This is a genomic window from Sphingomonas aerophila (assembly GCF_014199305.1).
GTDB classification, from domain to species: Bacteria; Pseudomonadota; Alphaproteobacteria; order Sphingomonadales; family Sphingomonadaceae; genus Sphingomonas; species Sphingomonas aerophila.
Map to the genome: position 1 here is coordinate 245,198 of NZ_JACIJK010000006.1, position 12,340 is coordinate 257,537.

The following is a 12,340-nucleotide window of genomic DNA, read 5'->3' on the forward strand; positions in this document are numbered from 1 at the left end:
CATGATGCGCCCGCCGATCAGGACGGCTTCACGCGCCGTGCCGTCACGATCTTCACCGGCGCAACGGGCACCTCGCCCTTGAACGATCCGCGCAGGGTGGCCGTTGGGGAAACGGGTGCGTCCAGGATCCTGGTCACCACGTCCATCCCCTCCACGACACGGCCGAAAGCCGCATAGCCCAGATTGTCACCCGGCTTGGTCGGGTCGGCATCCAGGCCGGGCTGATCGCCGACCGAGATGGTGAACTCGCCCCGTGCCGTACCGGGCGCGAGCCGGGCGGTGGAAATCGTGCCCGACAGGTGCTTCAGCCCCGTCCTGGTCGTCGGTTCGTGCTTGATGGGCGGCAGCGAGCGCTTCGGGTCGCCATTTGGCCCGAACTGCACAAAGCCGAAGTTCGCCTGCACCTTGACGTCACGGTAGAAGGTCAGGCCATCCAGCCGCTTCTGATCCACATAGCGCAGGAAGTTGCCCGCGCTGATCGGGGCGTGCTTCGTGTCCGCCTCGATCACGATTCGCCCCGCACTGGTATCGAGCGCGACGCGGGGTAGCGGCGGGCCTGAGGGACTCGGCGCGGCGGCGGGCACTGGCGGGGCGGCGGGTGTTGCGGAGGCGGGGGCAGCCGGGGCTGGAGCCGCAGCGGGCGAAGGAACAGATGGCGGGGCTTGCACCTGTCCCGTGATGGCCAGCACCTCCAGCAGCATCGTCAACAGCATCGCTCATCTCCCACGCGCTTTACCTGTGCCGGGCGAACGCCGGCGCCTTCTTTGTCGCCTGCCCCGCGCCGTTGGGCAATGGCCGGCCCGCACGGCAGCTACTCGAAGCGAAGGCTCACCCAATGGCCAAACTCGGCGCGCGCGTCGGCAAAGACCTGCTCGGCACGGCGTATATAGGCGAGTTCGGCCGGCGGCATTGCCTTCAAGCCATGCACGACGACATCATAGGGCGGCGCCAGTGTGTTGTTGCCCGCAAAGCTGTCGAACAGCGCGTCAAGGTTGCCGCCGACCCATTCAGGCGCGCCAAGCCTGGGCAGCAGTGCAGCATAGAAGTCGGCCCTGCCCGTCCAGCGGCTCGCATCGAAGTCGATCCGCTGAACGGCTTCAGTGCTGATGCTCAACCTCCGTGCCGGTGATCTGAACCCAGGGCCGCCGGCGTTCCTCGTACACGGAGATGGTCGGGGCCGGCATCTCATCAGCAAAGGCGGACAAGGACAGCGCGATCGAATCGGGGTAGCCATCGCTGCCGTACGCGATCGTGGTGCCGCAGACGGGGCACCAGCGGTCGTACCCTGTGTTACCCTCGTCCGTGGTGCGATCCCAGGACCGCCACTCACCCGCAAAGGTCACGTCGTCGATCGGGAAACGAGCCTGTGCGCCGAACGCGCTGCCTGTCCGGGCCTGGCAGTCGCGGCAATGGCAAACCGACACGCGCGCCGGTTCGCCCCGGCAGGTCGCCGTCAGCTGCCCACAGCGACAGCTGGCGACCCGCTCCATCTCAGCCGAGCGCCTTCTTCAGCAAGTCGTTGACGACGGCCGGATTGGCCTTGCCGCCCATCGCCTTCATGGTCTGGCCGACGAAGAAGCCGAACAGCGCGACCTTGCCGCCGCGATACTGCTCCAACTGGCCGGGATTCTTGGCCAGCACATCCGCGATTACCGCCTCGATCGCGCCGGTGTCGCTGGTCTGCTTGAGCCCCCGTTCCTCCACGATCGCGCCCGGCGCCTTGCCGGTGTCGAGCATGATCTCGAACACCTGCTTGGCAAGGCTGCCCGACAGGGTGCCATCGGCTACCAGCGCGAGCAGCTCTGCCGCCTGTTCCGGGCCAACGGGGCTCTCCTCGATGCCCTTGCCCAGGCGGTTGAGAGCGCCGAACAGCTCGGAGGCGACCCAGTTCGATGCCTGCACCGGAGCGGCGCCCGCGGAAAGCAGCGTGTCGAACCAGCGCGCGGTCTCGACCTCCGCGGTCAAAACGCCTGCATTGTAAGGGGTTATTCCCGCATCCTCATACCGCTTGCGCTTGGCGTCGGGCAGTTCGGGCAGGCTTGCGCGGCAGTCGTCGAGAAACGCCTCGTCCAGTTCGAGCGGCAACAGGTCGGGATCCGGGAAATAGCGATAGTCGTGCGCGTCTTCCTTGGACCGCATCGATCGCGTCGTGCCCGTGTCCGGGTTGAACAGGCGGGTCTCCTGGACGATCTTGCCGCCCGCCTCCAGCACGTCGACCTGACGGTTCGCCTCATGCTCGATCGCCTGCATGACGAACCGGACCGAGTTCACATTCTTGGTTTCAGTGCGCGTGCCGAACTCGTCGCCGGGGCGGCGGACGCTGACGTTCACGTCGGCACGCATGGAACCTTCCTCCATGTTGCCGTCGCATGACCCGACATAGCGGAGTATGGCACGCAGCTTTCGAAGGTAAGCCCCTGCTTCTGCTGGCGAACGCATGTCGGGCCGGCTGACGATCTCCATCAATGCGACGCCCGAACGATTAAGGTCGACATAGGAGCGTGTCGGGTGCTGATCGTGCATCAGCTTGCCCGCATCCTGCTCGACATGGATGCGCTCGACCCCGATCACCTTGGTCGCGTCCGGGTTTTTCTCGTCAGGCGCAACCTCGACCGATCCCTCGCCCACCAGCGGGTGGTAGAGCTGGCTGATCTGGTAGCCCTGCGGCAGGTCGGCGTAGAAGTAGTTCTTGCGGTCGAAGCGCGACCAGCGGTTGATCTCCGCACCGATCGCCATGCCGGTGCGTACCGCCTGGCGGATGCACTCACGGTTGGGCACGGGCAACATGCCGGGCATGGCCGCGTCGACCAGACTGACCTGGGTGTTAGGCTCCGCGCCGAAGGCGGTCGCGGCGCCGGAGAAGAGCTTGGCGTTGCTCGTGACCTGGGCGTGGACCTCCAGGCCGATCACGACCTCCCACTCGCCCGTCGCACCCTGGATACGGTAGTCGCTCATTTGACGTTCCGATGATGAAGATAGTTGATCGCGGTCAGCACCGCGTTGCTGCCGATCAGCGCGCCGACCCAGCAGCCCGTCAGCAGCCGAAGCACGACGACCTCGAACCCCAGCCCGCGGCCGACATGATGCGCCCACATGGCCGACACGAGCGCCAGGACCAGGAAACCGCCGCCGAGGCGAAACTCGCCCCGCAGCAGCACGCTGTTGCCGACGCAAAGCCCTAGAATGAACAGCGCTACTGCTATGAAGAAGCGGGCCAGCGCCGCATGGTCGAACGGCCTGTTGTCGATTTCGGCCAGTGAATTGCCGACATATGCGCTCAGGATCGCGCCAAACGCCACGTTGAGGGCGTTCTGCGCTTCCCGCAGCACCTGGGTGTTGCGGGTCCGAAATCGAGCGTCGGTTACCACCATGCTTCCGGCCGAGCAGCAAACCCGGCGCGCTCCTCGATCGCAAGGCCGGCGTTCAGCACCCCTTGCTCATCCAGCGATCGGCCGATGATCTGAAGCCCCAGTGGCAAGCCATTAGCGTCCAGCCCGCCCGGCACGCTCATCGCCGGCAGCCCGGCAAGCGAGGACGGCACAGTGAACACGTCGTTGAGGTACATCGCGATCGGGTCGGCCGACTTTTCGCCCAGCGCAAACGCGGCGGAAGGCGCCGTGGGGGTGAGCAGCACGTCGCAGCTCGCCCAGGCCCGCTCGAAATCGCGCGCAATCAACGTCCGGACCTTTTGCGCCTGCGTGTAATAGGCGTCGTAGAAGCCGGCGGAGAGCACATAGGTGCCGATCATGATGCGGCGCTTCACCTCCGTCCCGAAACCATCGGCGCGGGTCGCGGCGTACATGTCCTGCAGCCCGGCACCATCCGGCAGGTCGCGAAGACCGTAGCGAACGCCGTCATAGCGGGCGAGGTTGGACGAGGCCTCCGCCGGCGCGATGATGTAATATGCGGGTAACGCGTATTTGGTGTGCGGCAGCGATACCTCGACGATCTCCGCGCCCGCGTCGCGGAGCCAGTCGATGCCCTGCTGCCACAACGCCTCGATCTCCGCGGGCATGTTGTCGACCCGATATTCCTTGGGAATACCGACCCGCTTCCCCTTCAGATCGCTCGACAAGCCGCGCTCCCAGCCAGGCACGTCGAGCTGGAGCGAGGTCGCGTCCTTTTTGTCGAAGCCGGCCATCGCCTCGAGCATGATCGCGCAGTCGGTAACGTCCCGCGCCATCGGCCCGGCCTGGTCCAGGCTGGAGGCGAAGGCGATGGTACCCCAGCGCGAGCAGCGACCATAGGTCGGCTTGATGCCGCTGATGCCCGTGAATGCCGCGGGCTGGCGGATTGAGCCGCCGGTGTCGGTGCCCGTCGCGCCCGGGCAAAGCCGCGCCGCAACTGCTGCCGAAGAGCCGCCGGACGAACCGCCGGGCGCCAACGGAGCGTTGCTGCCGTCTGCACGCCGCCAGGGCGAGATCACGTTGCCGAACGCGCTGGTCTCGTTCGACGAGCCCATGGCGAACTGGTCCATGTTGAGTTTGCCCAACATGCCGGCGCCCGCATCCCACAAATTCTGTGACACCGTCGATTCGTAGGGCGGCGTGAACCCGCCCAGAATGCTGCTGGCCGCCGTCGTGGTGACACCGTTGGTGCAGAACAGATCCTTCATGCCGATCGGCACGCCAGCAAGCGGCTTCAATGTTTCACCGGCGGCACGCGCGGCGTCGGCGGCACGGGCGGCCGCCAACGCATGCTCAGGCGTTTCCACCAGAAAGGCGTTCAAGGCCTTGGCGCGGCTCACCTTTGCGGTGAACGCGTCGGCAACATCGACGGCAGAGAAGCTGCCCGCGCGCACGCCGTCGCGGATCTGCTTGATACCAAGGTCGGTCAGGTCGGTCATTATTCGATCACCTTGGGCACGGTGAAAAAGCCATGCTCTGCCTGGGGTGCGTTGATCATCAGCGCGTCGCGGATGCCGCCGTCGGTGACGACGTCGTCGCGCAGGCGCAGGCTGTTGGGGATCACCGCGGTCATCGGTTCGACCCCGCTGGTGTCGACCTCCCCCAGTTGCTCGATCCAGCCAAGGATCTGGCTAAGCTCGGGCGCCAGGCGCTCGGCATCATCATCGGAGATCGCGATGCGGGCGAGGCTCGCGACCTTTTTGACGGTTTTCGTGTCTACGGACATGGGTGTGCGGCTACCGCCTGCCTGCTCTGCGTGCAACCATTGCCTGCCCCTTCCCTTACGCGCGGCGGTGCGGCAGGGCGAGCGGCGATGGCCCGCAAATTTCTCTACGTGATCGTGGTGCTGATCGCGCTCGTGCTCGCCGCCGCCGTGGCGTACCGACTGTTCGGTAATCAGTTGCTGCGAACCTATCTCGTCCCGGCCGAAGCGTTTCGAGAGCAGGCTGCGGTGCAGGAAAGTGCCTATCGCGATCCGAGGATGTGGTTTGCGCGGCCTGGCCTTTCCAACGATCCAACCCGCTGGACTCCCGCCGGGCAGACTGCGGCAGGCAAGCCGCGCGCGGCGGTCTTCTTCATCCATCCGACATCCTATATCGGCCGCGATCATTGGAATGCGACGCTCAACGATCCGGAGACCAACGCGCGGGCAGCTATCTTCCTGCGGGGACAGGCCAGCGCGTTCAACGAGGTGGGAGATGTCTGGGCGCCACGTTATCGTCAGGCGACCTTTGGCGCTTTCCTGACCAGCGCAGCGGACGCGAACCGGGCGTTGGCACTGGCGTACGGTGATGTGCTGACCGCGTTCGACGACTTCGTGGCCGAGGTGCCCAAGAACACGCCCATCATCCTCGCCGGGCACAGCCAGGGTGCGCTGCACCTGACACGCCTGTTGCGGGAACGCGTTGCGGGCAAGCCCCTCGCCCGCCGCGTGGTGGCCGCTTATGTCGTGGGCTGGCCGGTGTCGCGCACCACCGACCTTGCAGCGTTGGGCCTGCCCGAATGTCGCGCGGCCGATCAGGCGGGGTGCCTGTTGTCCTGGCAGAGTTTTGCCGAGCCGGCCGACCCGTCGCTGATCTTCGACACCTATGACGCGACCACCGGCTTCAACGGCCAGGCACGCCGCGACACCCCCATGGTATGCACCAACCCGCTGACGGGAACGCCCGACGCGACTGCACCGGCAACGGCGAACCTTGGCACGCTGATCCCGAACGGTGCCCTGACCGATGCCAGCCTGGTCGCAGGGCGCGTGCCGGCACGGTGCGAGGGGCGCGGTCTGCTGTTGATCGGCGAAGGGCCGGAGGTCGGGCCTTATGTCCTGCCCGGCAACAACTATCATGTTTATGATTACAGTCTGTTCTGGGCGAACATTCGAGCCGACGCCGAGCGGCGGCTCGCGAGCTTCGAACGGCGATGATCACGCAGGACGCAGCCGAGTTCCGAGCGGCGCTGCCCGAAGGCGGGCGACTGATCGGGCTGGATGTGGGGACACGCACGATCGGCACCGCGCTGTGCGATGCCGGGTGGAGCTTCGCCAGTCCTGCCGTGCTGGTGAAGCGGACCAAGTTCACCGCCGACAAGGCCAAACTGGCCGAGCTGATGCGCGCGCAGCATGTTGTCGGACTGGTCATCGGACTGCCGCTCAACTTGGATGGCAGCCAGAGCCCGCGCTCCCAGTCGAGCAGAGCCTTTGCCCGCAACTGCGCGGACATGGCCCCGATCCTGCTGTGGGATGAACGCTGGTCGACGGTAGAGGCCGAACGCGCCCTGATCGCGCAGGACATGAGCCGGGCGAAGCGCGCCGAACGGATCGACAACCACGCCGCCGCCGTGATCCTGCAAGGCGCGATCGACGCGCTGGTGTCGGTGAAGCCCTAGGACAGCGGCGCTGGCTGCAAAGCGGCGTCGGGCACTTCGGGCGGGGTGACGGCGTTCACCGCCTCTAGCTCCGGATCAGGTTCGACGTCGGCCTCGGAAGTCGGCGAGGGTTGCTCGATCGAGGCCTGCCGGGTTCGGTATTCCTTGTCCCAGCGAGCTTCCCACTGGCGCGATTCTTTCGCCAGTTGGTCGGCCGAGGAAAGCGCCGGGACGGCGTCAGCAGCGGTGCGGTACGCCGGCGGCGACTCGACATAAGGGAGCCCCGGCCCGGAACCCGGCATGGAGGAAAGAGAAGCAACGGCCGGTTCGTCCGGGAAAGCCGGTCGTGCCTGGGGCGGGCTCACTGGCCAGTGGTCGTCGGATACCAGGCTGCGGTAAACCGGATCGACCTGCCCCACGGTCAACGACGCGACCGCGACGCCGGAGCCGACCCCCGTCACGGCAAGAACCCCTGCGCACGCCCATAAACGTGCCTGCCTGTTTCCACGAACAACCGGCAAGTTACGCCTCCGAAACTGTTCAAACTCCGTAACGACAAGCAAAGCGACCAGTTCCGCCGCACCCGGCTTGAGCGTGCGCCACAGTCGCGCTACCCGGCGCGGCCATGGCGCCGTCCGATCATCGCCCCGCTTCGCTGATCCCGGGCGGGGCCGTGTTCCCGCATCGGCACCTTACCGGCATTGAGGGGCTGCAGCCGCACGAGATCACATTCCTGCTCGACGAAGCGGAGAATTGGGTCGAAGCCAACCGGCGCCACGCCAAGCCCGACAAGCGGCTCGACGGCCTGACCCAGATCAACGCTTTTTTCGAGAATTCGACCCGAACGCTGCTGAGCTTCGAGATCGCGGGCAAGCGGCTGGGGGCGGACGTGGTCAACATGCATGCCGCCCAGTCGAGCGTGAAAAAGGGCGAAACGCTGATCGACACCGCGCAGACGCTGAACGCGATGCGCGCGGACGTGATTGTCATTCGCCACATGAGCTCGGGCGCGGTGCGGCTGATCGCAGACAAGGTGGACTGCCCCGTGCTCAACGCGGGCGACGGGCGGCACGAACATCCGACTCAGGCCCTGCTCGACGCGCTGGCCATTCGGCGGCGGCGGGGAAGCGTCGCGGGGCAGCGGGTGGTGATCTGTGGCGACATCCTGCACAGCCGGGTCGCGCGATCAAATATCCTGGCGCTGACCGCGTTGGCGGCGGATGTTCGGGTTTGCGCTCCCTCCACGTTGATGCCGCCCGCCATGGACCGGATGTTCGTGACGCCCTTTACCGACTTCGACCAGGCGATCACGGACGCGGATGTGGTGATGATGCTGCGCGTCCAGAATGAGCGGATGGACGGCGGCTATATCCCGTCGAGCCGTGAGTTCCGCCTTCGCTATGGCCTGACGCCGGAGCGGCTGGCCCGCATCCCGGACGCGCTGGTCATGCATCCCGGCCCCATGAATCGCGGCGTGGAGATCGATTCGGCAGTGGCGGATGGTGCCCAGTCGGCGATCACCGAACAGGTTGAAATGGGCGTCGCGGTGCGGATGGCGTGCCTGGACGTGCTGACCCGGCGCGCGCGCGGCGTGGAGGGTTGGGCATGAGCCGCCTTGCCTTCACCAATGCACGGCTGGTCTGCCCTGTGGGCGGCGTCCGCCAAGGTACGTTGCTGGTGGAGGGTGACCGGATCCTCGGAACGGCAGACGAGGCGCCGGCAGACAGCATTTCAATCAATTGCAATGGCCGCACGCTGGCACCGGCGCTGGTGGACCTGGGCGTGTTCCGCATCGACCGCGCCGCCTTTCGCGCCGGCGGGATCGCCAGAGTTGCACTGATGCCGGACACAGTGCCTGTGCTCGACGAGCCGGGCATCGTTCAGCGATCCGCGCTGATCGGCAAGCCGGACCTGTGGATCCACCCGATCGCGGCCGCGACTCGCGGACTGGCGGGCACGGACCTGGCGGAGATGGCGATCTGCGCTTCTGCCGGCGCCAGGGCGGTCGGCACGGGCCGTGGCTGGATCGCCGATTCGGCGGTGATGCGCCGGGTGCTGCTTTATGCGCGCGACCTCGACCTGGCGGTCGTCGCGCACGCCGAGGACGGCGGCCTCTCCCGCGGCGCGGTCGCGACGGAGGGGGAGACGGCGACCCGGCTGGGCCTGCCCGCCGCCCCTGCCCTGGCAGAGGTGCTGGCGGTTGCGCGCGACCTGTTGCTGGCCGAGGAAACCGGCGCACGGTTACATCTGCGTCAGGTCACCACGGCGGCGGCGTTCGAGCTGATTCGAGCAGCCAAGCGGCGCGGCGTTCAGGTGACCTGCGGTATCACCCCTGGCCATCTGCACCTGTCCGACCTGGCCATGAGTGATTTTCGCACCTTCGCCCACCTGTCCCCGCCCCTTCGCGACGAAGCGGACCGGCAGGCGGCGCGTGAAGCGGTGCGGGACGGCACGGTGGACGTGATCTGTTCGGGCCATGACCCGCGCGGCGCCGAAGACAAGCGGCTGCCCTTTGCCGACGCGGCGCCGGGCATGGCGGGGGCGGAAACGCTGCTGCCGCTGGCGCTGGCGCTGGTGCGCGATGGACTGGTCGGGCTCGACCGGCTGTTTGCGCTGCTGGCGCTCAACCCGGCACGGCTGTTGAACGTCGATGCGGGCACGCTGGCCCCCGGCATGCCTGCGGACCTGATACTGTTCGACGAAGGCGCGCCCTGGCGCATCGAGGCGGAACGCCTGGTCGCCAGCGCCGGCAACACGCCGTTCGACGGGCTGCCCGTACAGGGCCGCGTGCTGCGGCTGTGGAAGGGCGGACGCGAGATCGGCGCGCCCGCCGCCTGAACGTCAGCGAGAGGCGAGCTGGATCCCGCCACTGCGCACCCATTGCGCCATCTGGTCGCCGGCGGCCGAACGAACAAAGCAGGTGCCGCCGATGTTGCGGTAACGGCGACACAGGTCATCCGCCTCGTCCCGGGCGAACCCGCCCACCGACAAGCGATAGAACTGGCTGCCACGGGCGCGGATGGTGGCGCTGCTCGGCCCATGCGCGGCGAGAGCTGGCATGCGGCGGGTGGCCCGGCCCCACGCGTCACGCGCGACGCCCGGCGAATCGAACGCGCCGATCTGAACGAACCACGTCCCCGATCGCGCGGGTGTCGCTGCGGACGCGAGCTCGCGACCCAGCACGACCTTGGTCGGTGAGTAGCCGGGGCGGATCAGCGATGTGGGTATCGCTTGCACGACCTCGCTACGCGGACCGAACTGAATGGTCGGATGCTGTGACGGCGCCACGACAGCTGCCGCGACCGCGATCGGCACCAGGGCCGGCTCGCTTGGCGGGGCGGCGGCAGGCGCTGCGACCAGGGCGGGCGCCTTGACCACGTCAACGCCCTGCACCGCCTGGGCGATCTGGACCGGGGCGTTGAGCGCCAGGGCGACCGGCTGGCCGGTATCGTCGCTGACCCGGACGCCCAGCAGGCTCGCGACCTGATCGGACGCTCCCCGCGGCTGTACGAACTCAGCCCATTGCGCCAGGCGAGCATCGACATCGGCAGGCGACATATCGGCGGACGCGACCACGCGCGCGCCGGCCCATTGGCCGCCCATCGCAAGCACAAGGGCCAGGTTCTGGCGTGCCTTGACCGACGTTTCGGGCGATCGCACCACCCGCGTCAGCAGCGTGGCGCCGCTGGCCGGGTCGCCGGCCAGCGCAAAGGCCAATCCACGATCGGCCGCAGGGATCACGGCTGCGTTGCGGGTCAGCGTGTCACGCGCCGCTCCCCAGTCGCCGGTCGCGATCTGCGACAGCGCCAGGTTCAGCGCCGCCTTGGCATCGCCGGGGTTTAGTTGCAGCGCGTCGGCAAAGGTGGTGCGAGCGGACGCGAAACGGCCCGCCTGAAGATAGCTTTGCCCAAGCAGCAGGCGATAGCCGGCATCGCGCGGTGCAGCCGCAACCGCGCTTTCTGCAAAGCCGACGGCGCCGAGCGCATCGCGCCGCGCCAGCGCCTTGGTTGCCTTGGCCGCATCGCTCGAAGGATTGGCCCGGACCTTGGTGCTACCGGCCGACGCAATGCCGCCGCCGCTCCCCGCCGTGCAGCCCACCACGGAGCCGCCGAGCATCAGCGCAGACAAGCTGCCTATCACCAGAAGACGCGAGTTCATCGTGATTTCCCCAACTTAACGGCTGGACTTCTTGAGCGCCGGCAACTGCGCGACCAGCATTTCGACCTCCGGCATCTCGGCGATCAGCACGTCCACGGCGCCGGTTACGAGTTGCTGTGCCGACCGCCCGGTCAGCGCGCTCGCGAGGCGCAGGCGCAGGTGCCGCTCAGCATCAAGGCGGAGAGTAAAGGCGGCCTTGCCACTCTTGCGGGTCTGCTGGGCCGATTCGCGAGCCAGGCGCGTGGCAGTCGCAACCGACACCGGCCGTTCGACCCGGGGCGCCTCAATGGCAGCAGGTGCGCCCTCGATCTCCTCACGCAGCGCCTCACGTTCGGCGAGTACGGGAGGCGGCGATACCGGTTCGATGGGAGCCAGCACGGCTTCGGACACGGGGATTACCGGCGCAGGCTGCGGTTCAGGCCGCGGTTCAGGCCGTGGTTCAGGCTGGGCGGCTTCCGGCGCAACGACCGGCGCAGGCGCTGCTTCGGCCTGTCCCATGTCGTTCCAGCCCAGATCCTCCAGCGGCGCGGCCATGCCGGCGAGCGAGGCAAAGCCCTGCGGTCGCATCGCGGGCCGTGCCTGCCCCTTGCGGGCGAGCAGTCCAGACGACAGCGATGCCAGGGGCTTGGACGCGGCGAACATCAGCCCATCACCCTCCGGCCGAAGCCGGCGGCACCCGGTCGCTGGCCGAACCCCGGCGGAGCCGCGGGAACGGAGAACACGGTCCGGCGGAAATTCTTCTCCAGCCGGTCATAGATATAGGTCCACAGCGCAGCGACTTCGGCGGCGGACTTACCGTTCGGATCGACTTCCATGACCGTGCGGCCGTCGATCATCGACGCCGCAAAATCGGTGCGCTGGTGAATGGTGATCGGCGCCACCGTGCCATGCTGCGACAAGGCGACTGCCGCTTCGGAGGTGATGCGCGCCTTGGGCGTGGCGGCGTTGACCACAAAGATCAACGGCTTGCCGGCGCGGTCGCACAGGTCGACCGTGGCACCCACGGCGCGCAGGTCGTGCGGGCTGGGACGGGTTGGCACCACCACCAGTTCGGCGACCTGGATCACGCTTTGGATCGCCATGGTGATGGCTGGCGGCGTGTCGATCATCGCCAGCTTGAAGCCCTGCTGGCGCAGCACCTCCAGATCCGCCGCGAGCCGTGCGACAGTGGTCTGGGCGAAAGCGGGATATTCCGCATCACGCTCATTCCACCAGTCGGCAAGACTGCCCTGGGGATCAATGTCGATCAGCACCACCGGCCCTTGTCCAGCCAGCTGCGCCTGCACCGCGAGGTGCCCGGACAACGTGGTTTTGCCCGATCCGCCCTTCTGCGATGCCAATGCGAGGATGCGCATATGCCCCCTGATCTCCTTCTTCACCGTCGGGATCGCATGGGGGTCGATAAGAAGCGGTTA

The 12,340-nt window shown here is 67.4% G+C and carries 15 protein-coding genes; 4 read left to right on the top strand and 11 right to left on the bottom strand.

Going from position 1 to position 12,340, the window contains the following annotated elements; translation table 11 throughout:
• Positions 1-17: 17 nt before the first annotated feature.
• The 7 genes from FHS94_RS11235 to gatC all read right to left on the bottom strand — a co-directional run bounded on the left by FHS94_RS11235 (position 18) and on the right by gatC (position 5,133).
• The gene (locus tag FHS94_RS11235; protein ID WP_184058001.1) at positions 18-701 is read right to left on the bottom strand and encodes a peptidylprolyl isomerase; all 684 of its coding nucleotides are present in this window, start codon (positions 699-701) and stop codon (positions 18-20) included.
• A 110-nt stretch (positions 702-811) separates the two neighbouring features.
• Complete coding sequence (locus FHS94_RS11240; protein WP_184057807.1) at positions 812-1,114, bottom strand: barstar family protein; 303 nt, start codon at positions 1,112-1,114, stop codon at positions 812-814.
• On the bottom strand, positions 1,098-1,490 hold the full coding sequence (locus FHS94_RS11245; protein ID WP_184057809.1) for a GFA family protein: 393 nt from the start codon (positions 1,488-1,490) through the stop codon (positions 1,098-1,100). The genes FHS94_RS11240 and FHS94_RS11245 overlap by 17 nt, the downstream gene beginning before the upstream one ends.
• A gap of 1 nt (position 1,491) precedes the next feature.
• Positions 1,492-2,955, bottom strand: a complete 1,464-nt coding sequence (gene gatB, locus FHS94_RS11250) for an Asp-tRNA(Asn)/Glu-tRNA(Gln) amidotransferase subunit GatB (protein ID WP_184057811.1) — start codon at positions 2,953-2,955, stop codon at positions 1,492-1,494.
• A complete protein-coding gene (locus FHS94_RS11255; protein ID WP_184057813.1) occupies positions 2,952-3,371 on the bottom strand; it encodes a hypothetical protein in 420 nt (139 codons plus the stop codon). The genes gatB and FHS94_RS11255 overlap by 4 nt, the downstream gene beginning before the upstream one ends.
• A complete protein-coding gene (gene gatA / locus FHS94_RS11260) occupies positions 3,362-4,846 on the bottom strand; it encodes an Asp-tRNA(Asn)/Glu-tRNA(Gln) amidotransferase subunit GatA (RefSeq protein WP_184057815.1) in 1,485 nt (494 codons plus the stop codon). Before gatA ends, FHS94_RS11255 begins: the two co-directional genes overlap by 10 nt.
• Complete coding sequence (gatC, locus tag FHS94_RS11265) at positions 4,846-5,133, bottom strand: Asp-tRNA(Asn)/Glu-tRNA(Gln) amidotransferase subunit GatC (RefSeq protein ID WP_184057817.1); 288 nt, start codon at positions 5,131-5,133, stop codon at positions 4,846-4,848. The genes gatA and gatC overlap by 1 nt, the downstream gene beginning before the upstream one ends.
• 87 nt (positions 5,134-5,220) lie before the next feature.
• On the opposite strand from gatC, the gene FHS94_RS11270 reads away from it, so the two are divergent.
• Together FHS94_RS11270 and ruvX are read left to right on the top strand one after the other, a co-directional pair.
• Positions 5,221-6,327, top strand: a complete 1,107-nt coding sequence (locus tag FHS94_RS11270; protein WP_184057819.1) for a DUF3089 domain-containing protein — start codon at positions 5,221-5,223, stop codon at positions 6,325-6,327.
• Positions 6,324-6,788, top strand: coding sequence for a Holliday junction resolvase RuvX (gene ruvX, locus FHS94_RS11275; protein ID WP_184057821.1), 465 nt, complete (start codon positions 6,324-6,326; stop codon positions 6,786-6,788). Before FHS94_RS11270 ends, ruvX begins: the two co-directional genes overlap by 4 nt.
• Here ruvX and FHS94_RS11280 read toward each other — a convergent pair.
• Positions 6,785-7,228 carry a hypothetical protein gene (locus tag FHS94_RS11280; protein WP_184057823.1) on the bottom strand — a complete coding sequence of 148 codons (444 nt, stop codon included), beginning with the start codon at positions 7,226-7,228 and terminating at the stop codon, positions 6,785-6,787. The two genes, ruvX and FHS94_RS11280, sit on opposite strands and share 4 nt — an antisense overlap.
• A gap of 164 nt (positions 7,229-7,392) precedes the next feature.
• On the opposite strand from FHS94_RS11280, the gene FHS94_RS11285 reads away from it, so the two are divergent.
• Together FHS94_RS11285 and FHS94_RS11290 are read left to right on the top strand one after the other, a co-directional pair.
• On the top strand, positions 7,393-8,376 hold the full coding sequence (locus tag FHS94_RS11285) for an aspartate carbamoyltransferase catalytic subunit (RefSeq protein WP_184057825.1): 984 nt from the start codon (positions 7,393-7,395) through the stop codon (positions 8,374-8,376).
• Entirely contained in the window at positions 8,373-9,605 is a 1,233-nt protein-coding gene (locus FHS94_RS11290) for a dihydroorotase (RefSeq protein WP_184057827.1), read from the top strand. Before FHS94_RS11285 ends, FHS94_RS11290 begins: the two co-directional genes overlap by 4 nt.
• 3 nt (positions 9,606-9,608) lie before the next feature.
• Here FHS94_RS11290 and FHS94_RS11295 read toward each other — a convergent pair whose 3' ends face one another.
• Genes FHS94_RS11295 through FHS94_RS11305 form a run of 3 tightly spaced genes read right to left on the bottom strand, consistent with a single transcriptional unit; the run spans position 9,609 to position 12,280 of the window.
• Positions 9,609-10,925 carry an SPOR domain-containing protein gene (locus tag FHS94_RS11295; RefSeq protein ID WP_184057829.1) on the bottom strand — a complete coding sequence of 439 codons (1,317 nt, stop codon included), beginning with the start codon at positions 10,923-10,925 and terminating at the stop codon, positions 9,609-9,611.
• A 15-nt stretch (positions 10,926-10,940) separates the two neighbouring features.
• Positions 10,941-11,567 (bottom strand): hypothetical protein, encoded by a 627-nt coding sequence (locus tag FHS94_RS11300; protein WP_184057831.1) that lies wholly within the window; start codon positions 11,565-11,567, stop codon positions 10,941-10,943.
• A complete protein-coding gene (locus FHS94_RS11305) occupies positions 11,567-12,280 on the bottom strand; it encodes a ParA family protein (RefSeq protein ID WP_184057833.1) in 714 nt (237 codons plus the stop codon). The genes FHS94_RS11300 and FHS94_RS11305 overlap by 1 nt, the downstream gene beginning before the upstream one ends.
• Positions 12,281-12,340: the final 60 nt, after the last annotated feature.